This window comes from Hymenobacter jeollabukensis, from assembly GCF_005771675.1.
Taxonomy (GTDB): domain Bacteria; phylum Bacteroidota; class Bacteroidia; order Cytophagales; family Hymenobacteraceae; genus Solirubrum; species Solirubrum jeollabukense.
Genome location: NZ_VAJM01000002.1, coordinates 584,114 through 609,511, shown reverse-complemented (window position 1 = coordinate 609,511; position 25,398 = coordinate 584,114). Strand labels below are relative to the sequence as shown.

Annotated in this window: 21 protein-coding genes; 10 read left to right on the top strand and 11 right to left on the bottom strand. The window is 65.2% G+C overall.

Going from position 1 to position 25,398, the window contains the following annotated elements; translation table 11 throughout:
* Positions 1–72 precede the first annotated feature (72 nt).
* From FDY95_RS06635 to FDY95_RS06605, 7 genes are all read right to left on the bottom strand, one after another.
* Positions 73–966: an NAD kinase gene (locus FDY95_RS06635; protein ID WP_138075959.1), complete on the bottom strand. Its 894-nt coding sequence runs from the start codon at positions 964–966 to the stop codon at positions 73–75.
* A gap of 30 nt (positions 967–996) precedes the next feature.
* Complete coding sequence (locus FDY95_RS06630; protein WP_138075958.1) at positions 997–2,388, bottom strand: POTRA domain-containing protein; 1,392 nt, start codon at positions 2,386–2,388, stop codon at positions 997–999.
* Positions 2,389–2,479: 91 nt separating this feature from the next.
* The gene (locus tag FDY95_RS06625) at positions 2,480–3,160 is read right to left on the bottom strand and encodes a CBS domain-containing protein (RefSeq protein ID WP_138075957.1); all 681 of its coding nucleotides are present in this window, start codon (positions 3,158–3,160) and stop codon (positions 2,480–2,482) included.
* A 150-nt stretch (positions 3,161–3,310) separates the two neighbouring features.
* Complete coding sequence (locus FDY95_RS06620) at positions 3,311–4,093, bottom strand: alpha/beta fold hydrolase (RefSeq protein ID WP_138075956.1); 783 nt, start codon at positions 4,091–4,093, stop codon at positions 3,311–3,313.
* Positions 4,077–4,745 (bottom strand): anthranilate synthase component II, encoded by a 669-nt coding sequence (locus tag FDY95_RS06615; protein ID WP_138075955.1) that lies wholly within the window; start codon positions 4,743–4,745, stop codon positions 4,077–4,079. The genes FDY95_RS06620 and FDY95_RS06615 overlap by 17 nt, the downstream gene beginning before the upstream one ends.
* Before the next feature lie 99 nt (positions 4,746–4,844).
* Positions 4,845–5,363, bottom strand: coding sequence for a CvpA family protein (locus FDY95_RS06610; protein WP_138075954.1), 519 nt, complete (start codon positions 5,361–5,363; stop codon positions 4,845–4,847).
* 188 nt (positions 5,364–5,551) lie between these two features.
* A complete protein-coding gene (locus tag FDY95_RS06605) occupies positions 5,552–6,013 on the bottom strand; it encodes a GatB/YqeY domain-containing protein (protein WP_138075953.1) in 462 nt (153 codons plus the stop codon).
* Between the two features lie 198 nt (positions 6,014–6,211).
* Here FDY95_RS06605 and FDY95_RS06600 point away from each other — a divergent pair, with 198 nt between their 5' ends.
* The 9 genes from FDY95_RS06600 (at position 6,212) to FDY95_RS06560 (ending at position 17,143) form a co-directional block, all read left to right on the top strand.
* A complete protein-coding gene (locus FDY95_RS06600) occupies positions 6,212–6,925 on the top strand; it encodes a pyridoxine 5'-phosphate synthase (RefSeq protein WP_138075952.1) in 714 nt (237 codons plus the stop codon).
* A gap of 90 nt (positions 6,926–7,015) precedes the next feature.
* Positions 7,016–8,053, top strand: a complete 1,038-nt coding sequence (gene mnmH / locus FDY95_RS06595) for a tRNA 2-selenouridine(34) synthase MnmH (RefSeq protein WP_138075951.1) — start codon at positions 7,016–7,018, stop codon at positions 8,051–8,053.
* Between the two features lie 12 nt (positions 8,054–8,065).
* Positions 8,066–8,458: a VOC family protein gene (locus FDY95_RS06590; protein ID WP_138075950.1), complete on the top strand. Its 393-nt coding sequence runs from the start codon at positions 8,066–8,068 to the stop codon at positions 8,456–8,458.
* A gap of 39 nt (positions 8,459–8,497) precedes the next feature.
* Positions 8,498–9,568 (top strand): selenide, water dikinase SelD, encoded by a 1,071-nt coding sequence (selD, locus tag FDY95_RS06585; RefSeq protein ID WP_138075949.1) that lies wholly within the window; start codon positions 8,498–8,500, stop codon positions 9,566–9,568.
* Positions 9,569–10,153 (top strand): hypothetical protein, encoded by a 585-nt coding sequence (locus tag FDY95_RS26230; RefSeq protein WP_171025558.1) that lies wholly within the window; start codon positions 9,569–9,571, stop codon positions 10,151–10,153.
* A 105-nt stretch (positions 10,154–10,258) separates the two neighbouring features.
* On the top strand, positions 10,259–12,196 hold the full coding sequence (locus FDY95_RS06575) for a sensor histidine kinase (RefSeq protein ID WP_138075948.1): 1,938 nt from the start codon (positions 10,259–10,261) through the stop codon (positions 12,194–12,196).
* 102 nt (positions 12,197–12,298) lie between these two features.
* Positions 12,299–13,075: an alpha/beta fold hydrolase gene (locus FDY95_RS06570; RefSeq protein ID WP_138075947.1), complete on the top strand. Its 777-nt coding sequence runs from the start codon at positions 12,299–12,301 to the stop codon at positions 13,073–13,075.
* 84 nt (positions 13,076–13,159) lie between these two features.
* Entirely contained in the window at positions 13,160–13,867 is a 708-nt protein-coding gene (locus FDY95_RS06565) for an SAM-dependent methyltransferase (RefSeq protein WP_138075946.1), read from the top strand.
* A gap of 195 nt (positions 13,868–14,062) precedes the next feature.
* Positions 14,063–17,143 carry an SBBP repeat-containing protein gene (locus FDY95_RS06560; protein WP_138075945.1) on the top strand — a complete coding sequence of 1,027 codons (3,081 nt, stop codon included), beginning with the start codon at positions 14,063–14,065 and terminating at the stop codon, positions 17,141–17,143.
* An 83-nt stretch (positions 17,144–17,226) separates the two neighbouring features.
* Here the strand turns inward: FDY95_RS06560 and feoB are convergent, their stop codons facing one another.
* Together feoB and FDY95_RS06550 are read right to left on the bottom strand one after the other, a co-directional pair.
* Positions 17,227–19,380, bottom strand: a complete 2,154-nt coding sequence (feoB, locus tag FDY95_RS06555) for a ferrous iron transport protein B (RefSeq protein WP_394348389.1) — start codon at positions 19,378–19,380, stop codon at positions 17,227–17,229.
* Between the two features lie 24 nt (positions 19,381–19,404).
* The gene (locus tag FDY95_RS06550; RefSeq protein ID WP_138075943.1) at positions 19,405–19,659 is read right to left on the bottom strand and encodes a FeoA family protein; all 255 of its coding nucleotides are present in this window, start codon (positions 19,657–19,659) and stop codon (positions 19,405–19,407) included.
* A gap of 202 nt (positions 19,660–19,861) precedes the next feature.
* On the opposite strand from FDY95_RS06550, the gene FDY95_RS06545 reads away from it, so the two are divergent.
* The gene (locus FDY95_RS06545; RefSeq protein ID WP_138075942.1) at positions 19,862–20,761 is read left to right on the top strand and encodes a carboxypeptidase-like regulatory domain-containing protein; all 900 of its coding nucleotides are present in this window, start codon (positions 19,862–19,864) and stop codon (positions 20,759–20,761) included.
* 129 nt (positions 20,762–20,890) lie between these two features.
* Here FDY95_RS06545 and FDY95_RS06540 read toward each other — a convergent pair whose 3' ends face one another.
* Positions 20,891–22,279 carry an alpha/beta hydrolase family protein gene (locus FDY95_RS06540; RefSeq protein WP_138075941.1) on the bottom strand — a complete coding sequence of 463 codons (1,389 nt, stop codon included), beginning with the start codon at positions 22,277–22,279 and terminating at the stop codon, positions 20,891–20,893.
* A gap of 141 nt (positions 22,280–22,420) precedes the next feature.
* Positions 22,421–25,183: a TonB-dependent receptor gene (locus FDY95_RS06535; protein ID WP_171025557.1), complete on the bottom strand. Its 2,763-nt coding sequence runs from the start codon at positions 25,181–25,183 to the stop codon at positions 22,421–22,423.
* Positions 25,184–25,398: the final 215 nt, after the last annotated feature.

The window sequence follows — 25,398 nt, the reverse complement described above, 5'->3', positions numbered from 1 at the left end:
AAGTTGCAGTTACCAGCAAAAGTAGTAGGACCTCGGAATTATAAAAACAAATCATAGAAAAAATCCGATGATTTATACCGAAAATCCAGCGGGGTTGCGACGGTCCAAACCCCAGTTGAGTTTGCTGCGCAATGTGCTCAGAAAATTTACATGGTTCAACTTAATCAATTTGGCATCAAATGCCTCTCGCCGCACGGCAACTTGTATGCCCGCGTCGACCGTGACCGAGCGAGAATCGAGCGACAACAGGAAGTTGTTGCTGCGGCCCTCAATCTCGAAGGAGATGACGCTGCGGTCGGGCACGATAAGTGGCCGCACGTTGAGATTGTGGGGGCATACGGGCGCAATGATGAAATTGTTTGTCTGCGGTAGCATCACGGGGCCGCCACAGCTGAGCGAATAGCCGGTCGAACCCGTTGGGGTTGAGACGACTAGCCCATCGGCCCAGTAGGAGTTCAAATATTCGCCGTCGATGTAAGTGTGCACCACAATCATCGACGAGGAGTCGCGCTTCAGGATGGAAAACTCGTTGAGGCCGAAGTCGAGCCCTTCGAACACGTCGGGGTCGGTGTCGGCGTGGATCAGGCTGCGGCTCTCCAAGGTGAAATGCCCGCGGAAGAGGGCATCGAGGGCCGGGGTAATCTGATCGGGCGAGACGGTGGACAGAAAGCCGAGCCGGCCAGTGTTGATGCCAAGGATGGGAATCTGCAGGCGGCCGACGTAAGTGACGGTGTCGAGCAGGGTACCGTCGCCGCCGATGCTGAGCACGTAATCGGTGCCACGCAGGTCGTCGCCGCGGTCGAACAGGCGCAGGTTATCGGGCAGCGTCAGCTGCTGGCTCAGGGCCGCGTGAAACGACTTAACTACGGAAACTTGGACCTGCCGGGCCGCGAGGTCGTCGAACAGGCGCTGCAGGTGCGGCGCCATGTCCGCTTCGAAGGGTTTTCCCAGGATGGCAATGCGCATACGCCAAGGGTGGCCGCCGGGGCCGGAGGATTAGAAGGGAAACTCAGTGCGGGCAAATAAACCACCGAATCCGTGAATGGTGCGCGTGTACTCCAGGGTGAAGACCCGGTCGTAGTACGTAACTAGGTGCAGACCGATACCCGCGCTGACTAACAGTTCGTTGGGCAAACGGTTCGAAACCGGTACGCTGCGCTCGGCCACGAAGCCCGCATCGGTGAAGACGTTGGCGTAGAGCACCAGCGGAATCCGGTCGAGGCGCGGGTCGTTGAGCACCGGGATATTGAGCCGGCCGGCGTCGAACACGCGCAGGGAGAGGCCCTGCCGCAGCACGCCGTAGTGCCGCCCATCGACGACGTAGGCATCGTAGCCGCGCACCAGGGCCTGGCGGTAGCCCAGGGCCCGGCTGTCGGCGTAGGCGAGGCGGCGGCTGAGGCGCAGCCGGCCTTCGGCCCCGGCGCCGTAGTAGAACCCGTGGCCGAGGCTGAAGTAGCGGGCATAGGTGAGCAGCGCGGTGGTGATGGGCGGACTCGGCGAGGAAAGGAACACGCGCTGACTCAGGCTGGCCTGCAGAAACGAGCCGGTGAGCGGGTAAGCGAAGGTGTTGCGCTGGTTAAGGGTGCGGGTCAGCACCACGTCGACATAGGCGCGCCGGGTGGCACCGAGGAAATACTCCGGATTGGACAGGCGCACCGAATCGGTGATGCGCTCCTGGTAGTAGTAGGCCTCCAGGGTGGTGAGGCGCTGCACGGTGCGGCGCCAGCGCAGACCGCCAGTCAGGTACCAGCGCTGGATGGGGAAGTTGTTATCGGCCCGAAACGCCTGCAGCACGTCGCCGCGGGTGGTGTAGTCAACGGCGCGGGCCTGGTAGAGCGAGGCGCCGGCCGACAGGCCGAGGCGGTGGCGCCCGAGCATGGGCCGGATGTAGAACAGCTCGTACTTGCGGTTGAAGCCCAGCTGCAGGTTGCCGTAGAGCTGCTCGTTGCGGCCCCGGAAGTTGGCACGCGACACGTGCACGCCGTAGTCGATGCGGCGCCACCGGTCGGGGCGCGCCAGCCAGGAGCGGAAGTTGCGGTCAGCCAGGGAGAAGATGGGTACCGGGAAGGTGTACCACCGCTCCTGCACGCTGTAGAGCACAATTAGCTCCCCGTCGCGGCAGGTAAGCTGCAGGTTTACCTGGTTGAACAGCTGCAGGTTGAACAGCCGGCGGCGGTTGCGCTCCAGGCGCTTCACCACATCTGGGGTCAGCAATGTGTCGCCCTCGTGGATGTCCAGCTCAGCCCGCAGCACGCGCTCCTTGGTGACTTCGTTGCCGACGAAGAGAATCTGCTGGATGCGAACCTGGGCGTAGCCGCCGCACTGGCTTTGCAGCAGGCTGTCCAGATTGGCGCGCCGCAGCGTATCGGGCGGGGCGGCCAAGGCCATGTCATTTCGTACCCAGCCGCCGACCGGCCTCCCCCACCCTACCGAAACCGCCGCCAGCCACAGGCCGACGACGAGCAAGCTCAGGCGCACCTTAGAGGCTGAGGTAGCGCAGCAGCGCGTCGAGGCGGTCCTGGTCGGACTCGGAAATTTCGCCGGTGCCGCTGAACTGGGCCGTGATGACGTAGCCGAAGCGTTCCAGCGTGGCCACGATGCGGTTGAGGTTGCTGGTGTTGATTTTCAGCGTCAGGCGGATGCGGCGCGCGTCGTCGGGGTCTTCTGACACGTGGGCGCTGAGGATTTTGGCGTTGTTTTCCTCCACGTAGCGGCTGATCTGGCTCAGCGAATAGTCGCGCTCCTCCAGGGCCAGCACGATGATACCGTTTTCGCCGGTGCTGCCGGGCGTCTGGCCGAAGGCGGCCAGGGTGTCGCCCACCGTTACCACACCCAGGTACTCGCGCTGGTCGTCGAGGACGGGCACGAGCTGCACCTTGTTGCGGATGGCCAGCTCCATGACGGTGTAGAAGTGCTGGTCGCGCTGCACGTGCACGTCGGAGTAGCCGAAGGGCAGGGCCGAAAGCAGCTGCTCGGGGTCGGCGGCCACGTCGATGAGGTCGGCTTCGGTAATCATGCCGCGGTACTGCCGGTTTTGTACCACCGGCAGCTGATCCACGTGGAATTCTTCCAGCCAGCGCGCGGCTTTGCCGGCGGAGTCGGACACCTTCAGCGGCGGAATCATCTGGTTGAGCAGGTCTTCGGCGAGCATCGAATGCATGGCGGCTCGGGGTAAGCGGTGAGGGAACGGCCCGAGTCGGCTTCCCTATAGAAGCGCCAAGGGACGGGTTCGGTTGCATGCCGCGCCGGAGTAATTGGCGCCGCAACAACGCAATCGTCGGGGTAAACTACGGGGTGGCGGGCAGAAATGCTACGCCGGGGTGGCGGCCGGGCTGGCGGCGGGCGTCAGAAACTGCTGCAGCAGGCGGTTGAAGGCTTGCGGCCGCTCCATCATGGGCGCGTGGCCGCAGTGGTCGAGGAAGTGCAGCTCGGAGTGGGGCAGCAGGCGGTGAAACTCGTGGGCGACGACCGGCGGGGTGATGGTGTCGTTTAGGCCCCAGATCAGCAGCGTGGGCGCCTTGATCTTGCCGAGGTCCTTGGCCACGTTGTGCCGCTGAGCCGAGCGCGCAATGGCAATGATGCGCAGGCACTTAGCGTTGGAATTGGTAACGTCGAACACCTCATCGACCAAATCCTTGGTGGCCACCTTCGGGTCGTAAAAGGTGTAGGCCACGCGCTCCTGCACGTACTGGTAGTCGCCACGGCGCGGGAAGGAGCCGCCCATGCTGTCCTCGAACAGGCCACTGCTGCCGGTCAGCACCATCTGCCTGATGCGCTGCGGGTTGCGCAGGGCGTAGACCAGCGCCACGTGGCCGCCGAGGGAGTTGCCGAGCACCACGGCCGGCTGGGTCAGGCTCATGGCCTTGGTGAAGTCCTCCACGAAGTCGACCAAACCCGAAATGCCGGCCCGGGTGAGCGGCATGTCGTAGATCGGGAGCATGGGAATGACCACGCGGTGGGTGCGGGCAAACTCGTCGACCACGCCCTGCCAGTTGCTCAGCGCGCCGAACAGACCGTGCAACAGCAGCAGGACTTCGCCCTGGCCTTCGTCGACGTACTTGAATCCGTTGTGCTGCTTAATCTGCAATTCCATCGTGGTCTGTGTGCGCCGCGGGCGGAGCCGCCGGGGCGGCCGTATTCGTGCAATGATACGCAATCCGGACCCAATTGCGCAGCAGAGCCAGCCCGTGGGGAGTGAGCAGGGCTTCGGGGTGAAACTGCACGCCGTAGAGCGGAAGGGTACGGTGGCGCAGGGCCATTAGTTCGGCCGAAGGGTCGGCGGTGCGGGCCAGCGGCAGCAGCGCGGCGGGCAGCTGGCTGAGCACCAACGAATGATAGCGCGTAACGGGTATGCGCGCCGGCAGCCCTTCAAACAGCGCTTCGGCGCTTTGGTTCGACCCAATGTTCGACTCAATGTTCAGCTCGATTTCCGACACCTTGCCGTGCATGGGCCGGGCGCCGCGCCGCAGCTCGGCCCCAAAAAACTCGCCCAAAGCCTGGTGCCCGAGGCAGACACCGAGCACCGGCACCCGCTCGTAGACGGCAGCCAACAGCTCCATCATCACGCCCGCCTTGCGCGGCGTGCCCGGCCCCGGCGACAACACCACGGCGTCGAAATCGAGGGCCAGCAGCTCGGGCAGCGGGGTGTCGTTGCGCCGCACCACGACCTCCACCCCTAGCTGCCGCAGGTAATCCAGCAGGTTGTAGGTGAACGAGTCGAAGTTGTCGAGCAGCAGCAGGCGCATGGCGGTGAACTGGCGAGTTGGTGAACTGGTGAAACGGTGAGCTTGACGTCCGGGAGGCCAGAACAGCACTCACTATTTCACCAGTTCACCATTTCACCGCTAGAAAACGTTCCGCAGCGTGCTGAGCAATTCGGAGGCGAAGGGCATGACGAGGCCGACCACGTTGAGGGCCACGGGCGTGGCGTCCTGCACCAGCGGCAACACCATGGAGCCGTGAGTCAGGTCGCGGCCCAGGGGCAGGCCAGCCAGGCCGGTGGCGTAGAGCAGCAGGCTCAGGCCCAGCACCCACTTCAGTACCCCGGCAGCCCCGCCCAGCAGGTTGTCGAGCATGCCGAAGGGCGTGAGGTGAATCATGCTTTTGAGCAGGCCGCCGGCCATGTGCACGCCCCAGGCAATGAGGGCAAACACCAGCAGAAACGACACCAGCGGCAGCATGCCGAAGGCCTCGCCCACGTAGTGCCGCACCAGCGGAATGGCCTTACCCAGCAGCTTCAGCCCGCCGACGACGCCGAGCACGAAGGCCAGCAGCGACACGACTTCCAGCACGATGCCGCGCCGGAAACCTTTCACCGCCCCCACCGCGAGGGGCATCAGCAAGAGCAGGTCGAAGCCGGACATGAGGTTAATGTGCTGATGTGGAGGGATGTGCTGATGTGCTAATGTGCGGGAATGTGCGGATGTGCTATCGACCTGTTGATCATTAACACATCAGCACATTCCCGCACTAGCACATTAGTGAGGAAGTGTGCCGAAGTGCTATCAACCTGTTGATCATTAGCACGTCAGCACATTCCCGCATTAGCACATTAGAAATTGGTGTTGTTCAGCAGGTGGCTGACGGTCTGGGAAATGGCTTTGCCGTCGGCCTGGCCCGACAGCTCGCGGGCGGCCACGCCCATCACCTTGCCCAGGTCGGAGGGGCCGGTGGCGCCTACGCGGCGGATGATTTCGACGAGGCGCTCTACCAGGTCGGCTTCGGAGAGCTGGGCGGGCAGGTACTCCTCGATGATGGCCAGCTCGGCCAGCTCCACTTCTTCCAGGTCGGAGCGGAACTGCTGCTGGTAGGTTTCGGCGGCTTCGCGGCGCTGCTTGGCGGCTTTGTTGAGCAGCTTCAGCTCGGCATCGGCGGTGACGGCCCCGTGGGCGCCTTCGGCGGTTTCGGCCAGCATGATCTGCGACTTGATGCTGCGCAGGGTGGTCAGGCGCACTTTGTCTTTGGCCAGCATGGCCTGCTTGATATCGGCGTCGATGCGCTCTTTCAGGGTCATAGGTGGTGAAATGGTGAGATTGTGAAATGGTGAGTTGACGGCCACGCGGCGCAGGCAAGTGCCTTGGGCCATTGCCCTAGACCGATGAAAGAGGGCAGATGATACGCGGATACATGCCATCGGAACGACACTCACCACTTCACAATCTCACCATTTCACCACCTTTGGGGCGGCAAAAATCCGCTAATTCCGGGATTCATGACGAAGCTAAGCGTAAACATCAACAAAATTGCCACCCTGCGGAACGCCCGCGGCCACAACCGCCCCGACCTGCTGCTGGTCGCCCGCGACTGTGAGCGGTTCGGCGCCGAGGGCATCACGGTGCACCCGCGCCCCGACGAGCGGCACATCCGCTACCAGGACGTGCATGACCTGAAGCCGCTGGTCACCACCGAGTTCAACATCGAGGGCAACCCCACGCCGGACTTCATCGAGCTGGTGCGCGCGGTGCGCCCCGAGCAGGTGACGCTGGTTCCCGACGCGCCCGACGCCATTACCTCCAACGCCGGCTGGGACACCATCCGCCACCAGGATTATCTGCGCGGCATCGTGCAGGAGTTCAAGCAGATGGGCTGCCGGGTGAGCATTTTCCTCGACCCGGTGGAGGAGCTGGTACGCGCCGCCGCCCGCACCGGCACCGACCGCATCGAGCTGTACACCGAAGCCTACGCCTCGGGCTACCACCAGGGCCGCGAAGCCGCCGTGGCCCCCTACCGCGCCGCCGCCGCCCTGGCCCAGCAGCTCGGCATGGGCGTAAACGCCGGCCACGACCTCGACCTCGACAACCTCGCCTTCCTGCACCAGCAGCTGCCCGGCCTGGCCGAAGTCAGCATCGGCCACGCGCTCATCTGCGACGCGCTGTACCTGGGCCTGGAAAACACCATTCAGCAGTACTTGCGGCAGCTGCAGTGAGGTGGTAAGACGGTGAAATGGTGAGTTGCCCGGCAGCTTGCTTCACCAGAACATCAGCTCACCATTTCACCACCTCACTAGTTCACCGCCTTGCCCCGCCTTCCCCTCTCCGACTTCCTTTCCGGCCCGGCCGACGCGCCCATTTTCGACGCGCGGGCGCCGCTGGAGTACGCCCAGGGGCACATTCCCGGGGCCGTGAGCTTCCCCATCTTCTCCGACGACGAGCGGGCCCAGATCGGGACGACCTACAAGCGCGTGAGCCCGGACAAAGCCATTCTGCTGGGGCTGGACTTCTTCGGGCCGCGGATGAGCCAGGTGGTGAAGGCCGCGCAGAAGCTGGCGCCGCGCAAGGAAGTGCGCCTGCACTGCTGGCGCGGCGGCATGCGCTCCGGGGCCATGCAGTGGCTGCTGGAGCTGGCCGGCTTCCGGGTGCACCTGCTCGATAAGGGCTACAAGGATTTCCGTCGCTGGGCGCTGGCGTCGTTTGAGCAGCCGCAGCCTTTGGTGGTACTCGGCGGGCTCACCGGCTCGGGCAAGACCGACGTGCTGCACGCCCTGGCCCGGCGCGAGGAGGCCATCCTCGACCTCGAAGGTCTGGCCCACCACAAGGGCTCCTCGTTCGGGGCCATCGGGCAGGGGCCGCAGCCGACGACGGAGCAGTTTGAAAACGATCTGGCCTGGCAGCTGCACCTCACGCCGCCCGACGCCACGCGGCTGTGGGTGGAGGATGAAAGCCGCACCATCGGCTCGGTGGCCGTGCCCGGGCCGTTCTACGCCCAGCTGCGGGAGGCCCCGCTGGTGGTGCTGGAAGTGCCGCGCGCCGCCCGGGTGCAGAAGCTGGCCGAGGAGTACGGCCGCCACGACCCGGGCGCGCTGGCCGCCGCCATCCTGCGCCTGCGCAAGCGCCTCGGCGGCCTGGCCACCCGCGAAGCCCTGGCCGCCATCGGCGACGAGGATATGGAGAAGATGGTGTCCCTGGTGCTCGACTACTACGACCGGACCTACGCGCACGGCCTCGAAGGCCGCCCGAACGTGCTGCGCGTGCCCGCCGACGGCTGCGACGCCGAAGCCAACGCCGACCGGGTGCTGGCCGCCGTGCGGCAGTGGCCCGGGCGGCAGCCCGCCTAACCCGCCCCGCTTATGCCTTACCCCACGCTGCGCGTCGCCCGCCCCACCAACGACTTGGCCGCCCTGCTCCCCTTCTACCGCGACGGGCTGAGCTTTGAGGTCATCGGGCAGTTCACCGACCACGACGGCTTCGACGGGCTGATGCTGGGCCACGCGCAGGCGCCGTACCACCTGGAATTCACCCGGGAGCGGGGCCACGCGGCCGGCGGCGCCCCCTCCGCCGAGCACCTGCTGATCTTCTACTTGCCCGAGGCCGAGGCCTGGCGGGCGGCCGTGGACCGGATGCGCCGGGCGGGTTTCGCGCCCGTGCCCGCCCACAATCCGTACTGGGACCAGCAGGGCCTGACCTTCCAGGACCCCGACGGCTACCGCGTGGTGCTGCAGCAGGCGGCCTGGGCGCGGTAGGGAGTCTGGGCGCTTATACCCTTGTAACTTCGCCTTCCTATGAACGCTGATACCCCCGCTCCCACCGCCACCGAGGCCATTCGCCTGACCCAATACAGCCACGGCGCCGGCTGCGGCTGCAAAATCGCGCCCTCGGTGCTCGACCAGATTCTGCACACCACCGTGCCCCAGGCCCCCGACGCGCGCCTGCTCGTCGGCAACGCCTCGCGCGACGACGCGGCCGTGTACGACCTGGGCAGCGGGCAGGCGCTCATCAGCACCACCGACTTCTTCATGCCCATCGTCGACGACGCGTACGACTTCGGGCGCATCGCGGCGGCCAACTCCATTTCGGACGTGTACGCCATGGGCGGGCGGCCGGTGCTGGCCATTGCCATCCTGGGCTGGCCCGTCGATAAGCTGGCGCCCGAAGTGGCCCGGCGCGTTATCGAAGGCGGGCGCAGCATCTGCGCCGAGGCCGGCATTGCCCTGGCCGGCGGCCACAGCATCGACTCGCCCGAGCCCATCTTCGGCCTGGCGGTGAACGGCCTGGTCGACCTCCAGCACCTGAAGCGCAACGACACCGCCACCGAAGGCTGCCTGCTGTACCTGACCAAGCCCCTGGGCGTGGGCATGCTCACCACGGCCCAGAAGAAAGGCCTGCTGCGCGAGGAAGACGCCCAGCTGGCCCCGCGGCAGATGATGCAGCTCAACAAGCTCGGCGAGCCGCTGGGCCGCCTGGCCGAAGTGAAGGCCATGACCGACGTGACGGGCTTCGGCCTGCTGGGCCACCTGGCCGAAGTAGCCGAAGGCAGCGGCCTCACCGCCGAAATCGACTTTGCGCGGGTGCCCCGCATCGCAGCGGCCGAAAGCTACCGGCAGCAGGGCGCCGTACCGGGGGGCACCAACCGCAACTGGGCCTCCTACGGCCACAAAATCGGCGCCATCACGGAGGAACAGCGCCAGTGGCTCTGCGACCCGCAAACCTCCGGTGGCCTGCTGATCTGCGTGACGCCCGCCGGCCAGGCCGCGGTGGAAGCCCTGCTGCAAGCGGCCGGCGTGCCGGCCGAGCCGTTTGGCCAGTTGCGCGCCCGTAAGGCGGCCGACGAGCCGGCCATCATCGTCGGGTAGGTGCGGCGCCTGCTCTGGCCGGTGGTGCAGCTGGCCCTGGCGCTGGGGGTAGCCAGCCTGCTGCTGCAGTGGGCGCTGCGCCTGCTGGGGCGGCGGCGCACGGTGTTTCAGGTTACGTACTGGCGCGGGGTGCAGCTGCTGATCTGGCCGCTGGCCAGTTTGTGCGTGGCCCTGCCCCTGTTCCGGCCCCTGCTGGTAGGTCCGCGCAGCTGGTGGGAAATCGGCCTGCTGGGCCTGCTCGGCGCGGTGATACTGGGTTTTGCCGCTCCCAGCCTGCTGCTGCACGCGCAGTACTACCGCCGCAACCGCCGCACCACCCTGCTCTTCGACGCGCGCCAGAATACCCTGGAAGTGTACGAGGGGCCCGTGCCGGTGCCCTTCGCGCGCCACGACATCGAGCGGGTGGAGTACTGCCGCTGCCGGGCGCGGCGCGCGTTCTGGAGTAACTACGAGTACCTGCGCCTGCACCTGCGCGACGGCCGCACCCTGGAGCTGACCTCGCTGCTGACGGATCTGGGGCCGCTGGCCGAATTTTTGCGCAACACCCACCTGCAGCCGGTGCGCCGCTGGTTTTGCTGGCTGTAGCCCCACCTTATTGAAACCTAGCCCGAGCTATTATCTTCAGGGCGGCTACCGGCTTCGGACGGGGGCCGCCTTTGCTCCGCTTACCACACACACCTGTTGCCCTACATGCGGTGGATTCCGCTCTGGTTGCTCCTGCTTGGGAGCGTGCTGCCCGCGCGCGCCCAGGACACGCTAGCCCTTGCCCGGCTACGGCAGCGCCTGCGCGTCCTGCCCGCGGATACCAGCCGGGTGCGGGCCCTGAACCAGCTCTGCTACGGCCTGCACGACGTGGCCCCCACCCGCGCCCTGCCCTACGGCGAGCAGGCCGTGACCCTGGCCCGCCGCCTGCACGACCAGCCCGGGCTGCTCTACGCCCTGCTCTACCTGGGCAGCTGCTACGCCAACCTTTCCGACGGCCCGCACGCCCTGCAACTGCAGCAGCAGGCCCTGACGCTGGCCCAGAAGCTGCACAACGCCGACGGCATCGTGCGGGGCTACGCGGGCATGGGCGGCATTCACCACGAGCGGGGCGACACCACCAGTGCCCTGCGCAACTACCGCCTGGGCCTGGAGCACCTGCGCGAGCCGGGCGTGAGCGTGCGCACCCAGCTGATGCTGCTCGGCAACCTCGGCGGCCTCTCCTTCTACATGGGCCACACCGCCGACGGGCTGCTCTACACCCGCCGCGCCATGCAGCTGGCCCACCGCCACGGCGACCTGAGCGGCGAATCGGTGTACGTGGGGCACCTGGGCACCTACTACCTGCGCCAGGAGCGCCTCGACGTGGCCGAAGGACTGCTGCGCAAAGCCCTCACCCTGGCCGAGGCCGCCCACAACCAGCGCGTGGAAGCCAGCCAGCTGACCATGCTGGCCACCGTCCTGCTGCTGCGCAACGAGCCCGACGAGGCCGAGGAGCTGGCCCGCCGCGCCCTGGCCCTGGCCCGCCGCATCAGCTTTCCCGAGCGCGTGCTCGATGCCTACGACATCCTGGCCGGCATCAACGAGGTGCGCCAGGACTACGAGCAGGCCTACGGCTGGCGGCAGCTCTACGTGGCCCTGAACGACACGCTCAACAGCAAAGCCCGCCTGAGCACCCTCTCGGCCCTGCAGACGCGCTACGAAACCCGCGCCAAGGAACACCAGATCCGGCTGCTGACCCAGCGCGCCCAGCTGCAGCAGCTGCGCAACCGCGTGCTGTGGGCGGTGGTAGCCACCCTGCTGCTGGGCCTGGCCGGCGTGGGCACCCTCACCTGGAAGCTGCGCCGCAGCCGCCAGGCCCTGGCCCGCCACCACGCCGCCCTGGAGCAGGCCAACGCCGATACCCGCCGCCTGGCCGCCAGCAAGGACCGCCTCTACTCCATCGTGGCCCACGACCTGCGCGGCCCGGTCACCTCCTTCGTGGGCGTGACGGAGCTGATTGACTTCTACCTGCGCCGGGGCGACGAAGAGGGCCTGCGCCGCCTGCCCGCGCAGGTGCGGCAGTCGGCCCAGCACCTCAACGGCCTGCTCGACAACCTGCTGAACTGGGCCGTGACGGAAACCGGCGAATTGGCCTTTGAGCCGGCCGTGCTGATGCTAGACGAGCTGCTCCTGGAGGCGGTGGAGCTGCACCAGAGCGCCGCCGAAGCCCGCCAGATTACGATGACCTGCTCGGCGCCCGAGGGCCTGGCCGCCTGGGCCGACGCCCACATGACCCGCACCGTGCTCCGCAACCTGCTCGGCAACGCGCTGCGCTTCACGCCCCGCGGCGGCAGCATCCGCCTCAGCGCCGTGCGCGCCACCACCCCGGGCGAGGTGCTGGTGCAGGTGGCCGACACGGGCAGCGGCATGAGCCCCGAGCAGGTAGCCACGCTGCTGAACCCGGACCACGCGCCGGCCCGGCCCCAGCACGCCCGCTCGGGCACCGGGCTGGGCTGGCCGCTGTGCCAGGCCTTCGTGCAGCGGCAGGGCGGGCAGCTTCAGCTCCAGAGCAAGCCCGGCCTGGGCACCACCGTCACGTTTTCGCTGCCGCTGGCCCGGGAAACTGCCCCGGTTCCCATTCAACATATTGTAACCTCGGCGTAGCAAGCCCTGCAACGAGCCTAGCACTCTGCCACTGGCCCCGTCGCGGCCATTGCTGCGGCGGGGCCGGCTTGTTTAGCCAGGGTTTCCGACCTTTGCCGGCGTATGCTACAGCTGAATTTCCGCGAACAAGGCCAGGGCCGGCCGCTGGTTATCCTGCACGGCCTGTTCGGCACCCTCGACAACTGGCAGACGCTGGCCCGGCAGTGGGCCGCGCACTTCCGCGTCATCCTGGTGGATTTGCGCAACCACGGCCGCTCCCCGCACGCCGCCGAGCACACCTACGCCCTCATGGCCGAGGACGTGCTGGGCCTCTTCGACCAGCTCCAGCTCCCGGCCGACACTACCCTGATGGGCCACAGCATGGGCGGCAAAGTGGCCATGCGCTTCGCCCTCGACCACCCGGAGCGCGTCCGCCAGATTATCGTGGTCGACATTGCCCCGCGCTTCTCCGATATGGAGCACCAGGACGACGTCATCGAGGGCCTGAACGCGCTGGATTTTGCGGGTATCGAAAACCGCCAGCAGGCCGACGACGCCCTGGCCCGGCACATCCGGCAGCCCGACGTGCGGCAGTTTCTGCTCAAAAACCTCTACCGCCGCGAGGACAACGCCTTCGCCTGGCGCATCAACCTGCCGGTGCTGACCGCCGGCGTGGCCGCCCTGGGCGAGGAAATTACCGCCGCCCAGCCCTTCCTGAAGCCGGCCCTATTCATCCGCGGCGGCAAGTCCGACTACGTCAACGCCGACGACAAGCTGCACGGCATTCCGGCCCTGTTTCCGAACTCGCAGGTGGAAACCATCGTCGACGCCGGCCACTGGGTGCACGCCGAAAAGCCGCAGGAGGTGTTCGAGCTGGTGACGGCGTTTGTGAATCAATAGCCGATGAGTGGATGAGCAGATGACTGGGTGAAAAGTCCGCCCAGCTACTCATCTGCTCATCTACTTATCCACTCATCCACTCATATGCCCACGCTCTACCTCATTCCCACGGTGCTGGCCGACGATACGGCCGCGCAGGTGCTGCCCCCGCAGGTGCCGGCGCAGGTGGCCGCGCTGCGCTACTTCCTGGTCGAAAATGCCCGCACGGCCCGGCGTTTCATCAAGCAGGTGGCGCCGGCCCAGGTGATTGAGGAGCTGCGCCTCAGCATCATCGATAAGGACTCCACCGATGCCCAGGTGAAAGCCGCGCTGCAGGTGATGCTCAAGGACGGCCTCGACGCCGGCGTGCTGTCGGAAGCCGGCTGCCCGGGCATTGCCGACCCCGGCGCCCTGCTGGCCCGCGAGGCGCACCGCGTGGGTGTGCGGGTGGTGCCGCTGGTCGGGCCCTCGTCCCTGCTGCTGGCCTTGATGGGCTCGGGGATGAACGGGCAGAGTTTCGCCTTTCACGGCTACCTGCCCATCGAGCGGGGCAAGCGCACGGCGGCCGTAAAAAACCTGGAGCGCACGGCCCTCAGCCAGCACCAGACCCAGCTCTTCATCGAAACGCCCTACCGCAACGGACAGCTGCTGGAGGACCTGCTGGCCGCCCTGCAGCCCAACACCCGCCTCTGCATTGCCGCCAACCTGACGGCCCCAAACGAGTACCTGCGCACCGACACCGTGGCGGGCTGGAAAAAGGCTGGACTGCCGGATATCCACAAGCAGCCCGCGGTGTTTCTACTTGGGGTGTAGCCTCTCCGCAGCCAATACGGGCCGGTTTCACCACGGGCATTACCTAACGGCTCCGGTCCTCCACCCGGAGCCGAATTATTTATATGCTATTCTCTATCAAGTACGATCCAGCGTGCCCTATTTTTGTCTTTTCTACGCTCTTTCTGCTGGCTTATGCTCACGTATTTACCTCCTTTTTTCGCACCCCGAGCCCTTTTGCGACCTGCTTCGCGGGCCCTGCTGCTCGTGGCGTTCTATCTACTTGGTTTTGGTGCCCAAGCGCAAAGCTGGCAGTGGGCAAGTCAAGCCACCGCGCGCCCCAGCAGCAGCGGTTCGCTTGCTAACTGCACCGCCACCGATGCAGCCGGCAACGTGTACGTGGCGGGCTACTTCCAACAATCGATTTCCCTGGGCAGCATCACCCTCACCAGCTCGGACCAAGGCAATATGTTTGTGGCCAAGCTGAACCCCAGCGGGCAGTACCAGTGGGCCATTAAGGTAGCCGGTGCTTCACCGACGGGGCTGGCCCTGGATGCAGCGGGCAACGCGTACCTGACCGGCACCTTCGGCGGCGAGCGGCGCACCGCCAGCTTCGGCAGCACCACGCTCACCAACAACGACCCCAGCCAGTACCCCTCGCCCGACGTGTTCGTGGCCAAGCTCAACGGCACCGGCCAGTGGCAGTGGGCCGTGAAAGCCGGCGGCCCCGACGCCGACTTCGGCGTGGATCTGGCCCTCGACGCGGCCGGCGACGTGTACGTAACGGGGCACTTCGCCAGCGCCAGCGCCAGCTTCGGCAGCACCACGCTCACCAGCGGCGCGGCCCAGCCCGGTCCTTACAGCTACAACATCTTCGTGGCCAAGCTCAACGCGGCCGGCCAGTGGCTCTGGGCCAGCAAGGCCGGAGGCGCCAACACGGACCAAGCCAGCGGACTAGCCGTGGACGGCAACGGCGGGGTTTACATCACCGGTACCTACGCCAGCAACCCCGCCACTTTCGGGACTTATCCGCTGACGGGCAGCGGCTTCTCCAACCTGTTCGTGGCCAAGCTGACGGCGGCGGCAGGTACCTGGCAGTGGGCCAGCAAGGCGGGTGGGACGGGCTACGGCTACGGCGTGAGCCTGGCCACCGATGCCACCGGCAACGTGTACGCAGCCGGCAACTTCAGCGGCACGGTCACCTTCGGCACGGCGACGGTTACCACCGGCTCTTCAACGTCTTCTTTCTCCGAGGTCTACGTGGCCAAGCTTAATGCCAGCGGCCAATGGCAGTGGGCCAGCAAAGCCGGCGGCTCCAGCGACGACATGGTGCGGGGCATTGCCGTCGACGCGGCCGGCAACGCCTTTGTGGCCGGCTCCTTCCGCAGCCCCACCGCCGCGTTTGGCACCCTGACGCTCACCAACTCTACGCCCACGCCAACCGGCTTTACGTACACCGAATCGGACCTGTACGTGGCCAAGCTCAACGCCAGCGGGCAGTGGCAGTGGGCCAGCAAGGCCACCGGCACGCGCGGCGAAGATGCCAGCGACGTGGCCCTCGATGCCAGCGGCAACGTGCTTGTATCGGGCGAGTTTTATAGCGGCCGCCTGACCGCGGGCAACAGCGTACTGCCCAGCAACGGCAATGGCAGCAACGTCCTGGTGGCCAAGCTGAATGCGGCCGGCGCCTGGCAGTGGGCCGCCTCCAACGTCGGCAGCAGCGGCTACTACACCAACGGCGTGGCCCGCGACGCTAACGGCAGCCTCTACGTGGTCGGCAACTTCAACGGGACGGTGAGTTTCGGCACGACCACGCTGGTCAGCAACGGCGAGGCCGACCTGTTCGTGGGCAAGCTGGATGCCTCCGGGCAATGGCTCTGGGCGGTGCAGGGCGGTGGCGAGGGCTACGAATCGAGTTCGGCCGTGGCCCTCGACGCGGCGGGCAACGTGTACGTGAGCGGCAGCTTCGGCAGCCTCAGCGCAGACTTTGGCAGCTTCTCGCTCACCAACAACGATAACACTCGCGGCAACTACGCCACGGACGACGTATTCGTGGGCAAGCTCAACGCCAGCGGGCAGTGGCAGTGGGTCAGCAAAGGCGGCGGCCCCGACTCGGATTACAGCAACCACGTTGCGGTCGATGCCACGGGCCGGGTGTACGTCTGCGGGAGCGGCAACAGCAGCCCGCTTACGTTCGGCAGCACCACGCTCTCTAACAGCACCTCCTCCTACAACGCCTACGTAGCCCGCCTCGACGGCAGCACCGGGACCTGGCAGTGGGCCGACCAGGTAGATGGCGCGGGCCGCGACGAAGCTACCAGCATGGCCTTCGATGCAGCGGGCAACCTCTACCTCACCGGCAGCTTTAGCGGCGCCGGCGTGGCTTTCGGCAATACAACACTGACCAGCAGCGGGGAGGGCGACATCTTCCTGGGCCAGCTGAACCCGGCCGGCCAGTGGCAATGGGCCATGCGCGCCGGCGGCCGCCGCAACGACTTCGGCGGGCGCATGGCCTTCGATGCGGCCGGCAACCTCTACCTGACCGGCAGCTTCCACGGCCCCACGGCCACGTTTGGCACCATCTCCCTTACCTCCACCAGCACCGACAGCAGCGACGTGTTCGTGGCCCGGGTGCCGAGCGGCGTGGCCAGCTGGCAGTGGGCCGTCAAGGCCGGCGGCGCCGGCGACGACTACGGCTATGCCCTGGCCACCGATGGAGCCGGCGGCGTGTACGTGGCCGGCAGCTTTTTCGGGCCCACCGCCAGCTTCGGTAGCACCAACCTGGCCAACACGGTTGCTAATCCGCTGGACTACCCCACTCCCGACCTTTTCGTGGCCAAGCTTGCCGCGGCCAGCGGGCAGTGGCTGGGCGCGGTGAAAGCCGGCAGTACCGATTACGACGGCGCCTACGGCCTGGTAACGGACCCCGCCGGCAGCGTCTTTGTTGCCGGCTACGTGGGCGCGGGAGCCAGCTTCGGCAGCATTCCCGCAGCCAGCAGCCTGGACTATGGCAACGGGTTCGTAGCTAAGCTCAGCGGCTTCGTTACCGCCGCCAAGCCGCGCAGCTCGGCCGATGGACAGCTGGCGGCTTACCCCAACCCCTTCGCCGACCAACTTACCCTGCGCGTCGATGCGCCCGTGGCCACGGCTACGCTCACCCTGCGCGACGCCCTGGGCCGCACCGTCCGGCAGCAGCTCGTCAGCGTGCCGGCCACCCGCGAGGTATCGATTCCGGTGGCCGCGCTGCCTCCGGGTCTCTATTTTCTCAGCCTCGACGCAGCCGGCTACCACGGGGTGGTGCCCATTACACACCGCTAGGCTCTCTTTGGCCAACAACGCAAACAGCCCCGGCGCCCTTCACGGTGCCGGGGCTGTTTGTTTATAGCGTTGGCGGGTAGTGCCTACTTCAGCAGCTGGTAGGTTAGCAACGACAGCACGTAGGCCAGGCCGCTCATGTACACCAGCTGCAGCAGCGGCCATGTCCAGCCCTTGGTTTCGCGGTAGGTGGTGGCCAGGGTGCTCACGCACTGCATGGCGAAGACGTAGAACACCAGCAGCGAGGCGGCCCGGGCCGGCGTGAAGAAGGGCTGCCCGTTCTCGTCCTTTTCGGCCCGCAGCTTGTCCTGCACGGTGCTCATGTCCGCGTCCTGCCCCACGCTGTAGATGGTCGACATGGTGCCCACGAATACCTCCCGGGCGGCAAACGAGGTCAGCAGCGCAATGCTCACTTTCCAGTCGAAGCCCAGGGGCCGCACCACCGGCTCGATGCTGCGGCCGAACACGCCGGCGTAGGAGCTTTCGAGCTTGTAGGAAGCCACCAGGTTCTCGGTTTGCGCGGGCGTGAGCTGCTGCCGGGCGGCCTCGGTTTGGGCGTGCTGCGTGGCCTGGTCCAGCGCGCCCGAGGGGCCGTAGGAAGCCAGCACCCACAGCAGCACCGAAATGGCCACGATGACCTTGCCGGCCTGGAACACGAAGGCTTTCACCTTCTCCACGATGGTCAGCCCCACGTTTTTCCAGCGCGGCCAGCGGTACACCGGGAATTCCATGATGAAGAAGCTGCGCTCCTTGGCCTTCAGCAGCACTTTCAGCGCCCAGGCCGACAGTACCGCCGACACGAAGCCCAGCAGGTACAGGCCCATCAGCACCACGCCCTGCAGGTTGAAGATGCCCAGCACTTTCTGATCGGGCACCACCAGGGCCACCAGCACCGTGTACACCGGGATGCGCGCCGAGCACGACATCAGCGGCACCACGAAAATGGTGATGATGCGGTCCTTCCAGTTCTCGATGGTGCGCGTGCTCATGATGGCCGGCACGGCGCAGGCCATGCCCGAAATCAGCGGCACCACGCTCTTGCCGTTCAGCCCGAACTTGCGCATGATCTTGTCCATCATGAACGTCACGCGGGCCATGTAGCCCGATTCTTCGAGCACGGCAATGAAGGCGAAGAGCAGGGCAATCTGCGGAATGAACATCAGCACCCCGCCCAGGCCGGCAATGATGCCGTCGGAAAGCAGGTCGATGAGCGGCCCTTCGCCCAGCTGCTTCACCTGGCTGCCCAGCCAGGCCACGCCCTGGTCGATGAGGTCCATGGGGTAGGCGGCCCAGGAGAAAATGGCCTGGAAGAGCAGGAACAGAATGCCCAGGAAAATCAGGTAGCCCCAGACCTTGTGGGTGAGCACCCGGTCGATCCGGTTGCTGTACGACTCGTTCTTCTCGGCCCGCGTCACGCGCACCACGTCCAGCAGCAGCTCCGAAATGCGGGCGTACCGGGCAATGGTTTCCTGCGCCTGTAGAGCTATCGAGTCGAACTGGTACTTGTCGCGCAGCTCGGCCAGATAGGCCCGGTCGTCGGCCGACAGGAAGCGCAGCCGGTCGCCCTGGTGGGCGTAGTGCAGCGCGAGGTAGTCGTTGTGCAGGTTGAAGTAGTAGCGGATCTGCCGGATCATCGGCAACAGCTCTTCCGAGGGCTCGTAGAACGTCTCGGTGGGCGGCCCCAGCTCCTGCGCCATCACGATTTTGAGGGCCGTCACGCCCACGCCCTTGCGGGCATTCATCGGGATGATGGGCACGCCCAGCTGCCGCTGCAGCTCCTCCACGTCGATCTGGATGCCGTGCTGGGCCGCCGTATCCATCATATTGAGGGCCAACACCATGGGCAGCTGCAAGTCGGCCAGCTGGGTGAACAGCAGCAGGTTGCGCTTCAGGTTCGAAGCGTCGGCCGTAACGACCACGAAGTCGGGGTACTCGCTGGCGGCCTGGTCGTAGAGCAGGTCGGTGATGACCTTCTCGTCGAGGCTTTTAGGGTATAGCGAGTAGGTGCCGGGCAGGTCGATGATGTCGGCCCGGTGCTGGGCGGTGAGCTGGGCCGAGCCGGTTTTGCGGTCCACCGTCACGCCGGGGAAGTTGCCCACCTTCTGGTTGAGGCCCGTCAGCTGGTTGAACAGCGAAGACTTGCCCGAGTTGGGGTTGCCGATCAGCGCAATGCGCGTGTGGCGGCCGGCCGCACTTCCCGTCGTCACCTCCTGCCCCAGAGGCTGGGGTTTGTCAATCACTGCCGCCCGCGCCATCCGTTCCCGTTAATCTTTCAGCAGTATCGTGGCCGCCTCACTCACCCGCAGCGACAGGGTGTACTCCCCGTCGACGTGCAGCGTGATGGGACAGCCCAGCGGCGCGCGGCCGTTCAGCGTCACCTTGGTGCCCGGAATGCAGCCCATTTCCAGCAGCTTGAGCGCCATTTCGGGGTCGTTGAGGCAGCAGATGGTGCCGGTTTCGCCGAGGCGCAGATCCTTCACACTGCGGGGCGTGGTGGTGGGGGCAGCTGGAGCGGGCACGGGCGGGTGGGGATTATTTAGACAAGCTATAAACAAAGGTACTACCTGCAAAGGTTTCTGCCAAAAGCCGGGGATTTTGGCGGGCCATCCGAAACGGGCGTTAGCACTTAGGCTTTGCGGAATTGCATTCTTATAAATATTCTTAGCGGACTTGCAATCCAAGGCCCGGTGGCTTGTATTTTTGGGGTATAATCCAACGCTTATGCTCAGACGCTTACTTTTCTTCGTTGCGCTAGGTTGGTTGCTCCCGCAGTTGGCAAGTGCGCAGGATAACCGCATCACCGGCCGCGTGGTCGACTCCAAGACCAAAGAGCCTATCCCTTTCGCCTCCATTGGCCTCAAAGAGGAAGGAACCGGCGCGTTGACCAACGAGTACGGCTTCTTCCAGATGGCCAAGCCCGACAAAACCGAGCAGGACTCCCTGGTCGTGCAGGCGCTGGGTTACCTGCGCAAGGCCGTGGTGGTGCGCAAGGCCGACAAGCTCGAGGACATGATCATCGAGGTGGAGAAGCGCAACATCGTGCTGAAGAACGTGACGGTGGAAGCCGGCAAGGTGAAATCCAGCGACATGGGCGCCCGCAACAACAACCCCGGCGAGGGGATGATTCAGGGCATGCCGGGCAGCCAGTACGCCTTCTTCGTGAAAAACGAGAAGGGCAAGAAGCTGGGCATGATCCGCACCGTGTCGTTCTACATCGGGGAACACGGCTTCCCGAAGGAACCCTTCCGCGTGCGCATCTACAAGAACGACGGCGACTACAACGCCCCCAACACCGACCTGCTCACCGAAAACGTGGTGGTATCGGCCCCGGGCGGCGGCTCCTGGTTCACGGTGGACATGACGCCCTACAACATTCCGGCCCCCGACGAAGGATTCTTCGTGGCCATGGAATGGATTGTGTCGGGCGACAAGTTCTACACCACCAACTTCATGGACAACTACACGCCCTACGGCCAGATCATGCGCCCGACCTTCGAATTCAAGGAAAGCCGCACCTGGACCTACTCCATGGGCAAGGGCTGGAGCCTGATTACGATGTCGAACGGCTCGGGTCTGCGCTACAACGCTATGATTAAGGCCGAGGTTGACGTCTACAAGTAAGCGCCTCCATTCGCCACCTGAAACTAAAAGGCCGGCCCGCAATGTGCGGGCCGGCCTTTTAGTTTCAGGTGCGGTGGTTGTAGGAAAAAGGTCTGCTCCAAGAGGTGCCAGGCACCCTCAGGGCAGCGGCTACTGCTTTTTGGCCTGGCCAATGATCCACTCGCGGATCATTTCCTGGGCCTGGGGCGAAAACGTTTCGCGCTGCTGCCCGGCCACGATGGGCCATTCGGCCGGGTCGGACTGGAACAGGTGGTTGACGCCGTTGAGCTTCTTGCTGACCACGTTTTTATTGCCTTTCAGGCCCTTGGCCAGCAATGAGAGGTTGGGTTCGGCGGCGGCGTAGGTGTCGGCGGTGCCGTGCAGCAGCAGCACCGGGCAGTTCACACCAGTCAGTTTCTCAGCAGGATTGAAGCTCAGGAAGTGACGGTAACGGGGCGAGGTCAGCTCGGCGGCGCTGGCCTGGGCCGTGGCCTGGTCGATGGCCTCGTTGTTCTGACGCAGCATGTTGGCCACGATGGCCTGGGCCTGGCTGTTGTCCTGGGTCTGCTGAATGATGTCGAGCATGGCCTGCTGGCGCTTGGACGCCGCCTCGATCTGGGCCGGGTCGGTGCCCAGGGAACGGAGCGTGTTGGCCTGCTGCTGCACCACGATGTCGCGGCCGGGCAGGCCGTGGGCGGCCAGCGTCACCACAAACGCCGGGGGCAGGGGCTGCGCGGCGGCCAGCAAGGCCACGTTGCCGCCCTCGCCGTGCCCGATGACGCCCAGGTGCGACAGATCTACTTCGGGGCGGGCCCGCAGGAAGTTCAGGGCGGCCTGCACGTCGGCCACCAGCTCGGCCGTGGTGGCCGCGGCTGGCGTACCGCCCGACTGGCCCACGCCGCGGTCGTCCACGCGCAGCACGGCAATGCCGCGGCGGGTCAGAAAATCGGCCAGGCTACCCATGGGGCGGTACTCGCCCACGGTGGCGTCGCGGTCCTGGGCGCCGGCATCCGACACCAGCACCACGGCCGGGAACGGGCCTTTACCGGGGGGCACGGTGAGCATGCCGGCCATGCGCAGGTTCACCGGAATATTGGTGAAGGTGACTTCCTCTTCGCGGTAGGGCGGCGTCAGGCGCACCTTGGTGCTGGTGCTGGCGGGCGGCACGCTGTATTCCAGCGTCATGGGCGCTTTCAGGCCCGGCTGCTGCCAGGTGCCTTCCACGTGCTTGCCATCGGCGGCCAGGCGGCCCACAAACTGGCTGGCCGCTTCTTCCGCCACGAACATGACCGTGTCGCCGTGCAGCTGCACGTCAACGTTCATGCGGGTGACTTTCTGCATCGGCACGTCGAGGGTGGCGAAGTACTTGCCGCCGGTGAGCGTGACTACGCGGAAAATAACTTCCCATTGCCCGCCGGGTACTTTGAGCGGCCCCTTCCAGAAACCGTCGAGGGCAGGTCCGGCCTGCGCGCTGAATCCGGCGATGATCAGCAGCAGACAGCCAAAGGCTTTAAAGTAAAGATGTAGACGTTGCTTCATGGCTAGGTGGAGTAGGCAAGCAGAGCGGAAAGGTGCAGCCGAAACGGATAGGCGCGTTTCGACATACGAACATAATCAAATTTATTATCAGAATAACCCAGTAAACTCAAATGAATCTAGCGGGCATTTCCGGATAGGCGGCTACAGCCCAATGTTGTAGGCGGCTTTCAGGTAGAAAAAACGGCCGTTGAAGCTCATCTGCTGCGACTGGTAGGGCAGAATGTCGAAGTCGTAGGGCAGGTTGGAGGGGCGGCCGTACTTGTTTTCGAAGTAGGTATTGAACTGGTCAAACGACTTGAACCCGACCGGCGGACGGCCATTTTTGTAGGTGGCCGTGTACACGTCGTCGGGGTACACGTTCAGCAGGTTGTTGACGCCGGCCGTGAGCATGACGGCCTTGGTAGGCTTGAAGGTCAGCATCAGGTCGGTCGACGTTTTGGGACGGAACGACATGTACACGCTGCCTTCGTCGAGCGGGTCGAAGTTGAAGTCGTAGGTGTGCACGCTGCCGAAGTACAAGTTGCGCAGCAGCACGTTGAACTTGCCGATTTCGTAGCCGGTGTTCAGGATGATTTTGGTGTGCGGGTTGCCGGTTTCGATCAGCGAGAGTTGACGCTGGTCGATGTAGTCGTTGCCGGGGATGTTGTCGGTTTGCAGGGGCTGGAAGGCGGCCGGCACCTTCAGCGCCCGGATGCTGGTCTGGTTGAAGTTGGCGGCCAGGCTCACGTGGAGGGTGCCACGGCCGAGGCTATTGCGGTACGTAGCCACCAGGTCGAGGCCACGGGTGCGGGTATCCACGGCGTTGGTGAAGAACTGCGCGTTGTCGGCGTTGGCGCGCACCAGAGCTTCGTTGAAAGCCGCGCGGGTACCGGTGGTGTCGTTGCCGAAAATGCCCGAGAGGATGATGCGGTCATCGATGTCAATCTGGTAGGCATCGGCCGTGAAGGTGAACTTCGGCGAAGGCATCAGCACGAGGCCGGCGCTGACGTTGCGCGACTTTTCGGGGCGCAGGCGGCCGATGCCGGCGGCGCGGGCCACGTCGCTCTGGTTGTTGAAAATGCCCGAGTACACGTTGCCGTTGGAGGTGGGCAGCAGCGTGAGCTGGCGGTAGAGCACCTGCTGCAGGGCCGGGGCCCGGAAACCGGTGTTGTAGGCGGCGCGCAGGGCTATTTTCTTGGCCAGCTGCAGGCGCGTCGAGCCTTTGTAGATGAACGCCGAGCCGAAGTCGGAGTAATTTTCGTAGCGCAGCGCGGTGCCCACGGTCCAGCGCTTGGTCACGTCGGCTTCCACGTCGAGGAATGCGCCCACGTTGGTGCGGTTGCCGGTGACGGCGGAAGTGGGGTCGAAGCCGATAAAGCCCTGCGAACCGGCCGAAGCGCCCACTTTGCCGCGGCCGTAGTCTTTCCACGAAGCCTCTTCGCCGGCCACAATTTCGTAGTGGTCGGCGCGGAATTCCCCGCCAAAGGCGACGTTGGTACCGGCCAGCACTTTCGGGAACAGCCGGTTCATGGTCACGTTGCTCACGTTCTGCACGAACTGGAAGCCCCCAGCCTCGAAGCTGCGCGGCGACGCGGCCCCGAGCGAGCTGTTGAGCGAGTTGCTCAGGTCGTAGCGCATGCGGTTGGCGCCCAGCACGTGGCTTACGTCGAGGCTCCACTGGCCCAGCCCGAAGGTGAAGCCGGCCACGGCCGAGCCGTCCTGCACGTGGGTGTTGATGTGGGGCTGGTAGCCGTAGGGATAGATGCTTTCGACGATGTCGACGTCGGCGGAGGCGGGCAGCACCCAGGGGGCCACGGCCTGCCCGCGCCGCCAGTTGTAGCCGCCGAAGGAGTAGAAGCGGTTTTTGTCGGAAGTGGCCGACAGGGGCACGCTCAGGTTGTAGCTGCCGCGCAGGTTGTGAATCTTCGCGTCGCCGTTGACTTGGCGGAAGTCGTTGTATGACTTGCCGCTGGCGGCCAGCTGATCGGCTTCTTCCTGCGCGTCGTAGGAAAATACCGGCCAGGAGCGGATGTCGCGCTGGGCCGTGCCGCGGGTGGTAGCGCCGCGGTAGTCGGCCTCGGCCGTTACGTTCAGGAAGCCTTTCTTGCCCAGCTGCACGCCGCGGTTCAGGCTCAGCAGGCTGGTAAATCCGTCGCCCTGGCTGGTCACGCCGGTGCTCAGCAGGGCGTTGCCGCCGTGGTTGTCCGACTTCAGGTTCAGGTTGATAACGCCCGCAATGGCGTCGGAGCCGTACTGGGCGGCGGCCCCGTCGCGCAGGATTTCCACCCGGTCCAGGGCATTGGAGCCGAAGGCGTTCAGGTCGTAGTTGACCGAGCCCACGCCGCGGCTGCCGAGCAGGTTGATCAGGCCGGTGGTGTGGTAGCGCTTGCCGTTGATGAGCACCAGGGCCTGGTCGGGCGCGAGGCCGCGCAGGCTGATGGGGTCGATATGGTCGGCGCCGTCGGCCGAGGTCTGGCGCGTCGAGTTGAAGGAGGGCACCGCGTAATGCAGCGCCTGCGTCAGGTCGGTTTGCGGGGCCGTCAGGGCCAGCTCGCGCATGTCGATAACGTCGACGGGCACGGCCGATTCGAGCAAAGTACGGTCGCTGCGGCGGGTACCCACGGCTACCACCTCGGGCACGAGGGTAAACTCCAGCTGGGTGGGCTTTTCCGCGGTCAGGAAGACGTTGGTGAGCACCTGGGTGCGAAAACCGGACTGCAGAATCTGTAGAGTAAACGGACCGCCGGGCAGCATATCCGGAATCGAGAAGTTGCCGAACGCGTCGGTCGTGCTCGTGCGGCGGATGCCCGTGGGCATGTGAATGGCAACTACTGAAGCGCTAACAACTAATTCGTCCTTATCCGATTTAACCGTGCCGCTCAGGCTGGCGTTGCGGCTCTGAGCCAGGGTATTGAGCGGAGACACAACGGCATAAAGGCCCAGGCTGGCTAGGCCAAGATGAGTAAAGAGTTGTTTCATTAGCAACAGGTGTGGGGAGCGAAGTAGACGGTTGATTCCAAATTGAACATGAATCAACGAACCAAAACTATAACAAAAAACATAATAGTTAACTTTTCACAGAATAAATAGGCGGATTACCTTAACCAACTACATCTAATTCTCGCTGAATGCGCACCGAC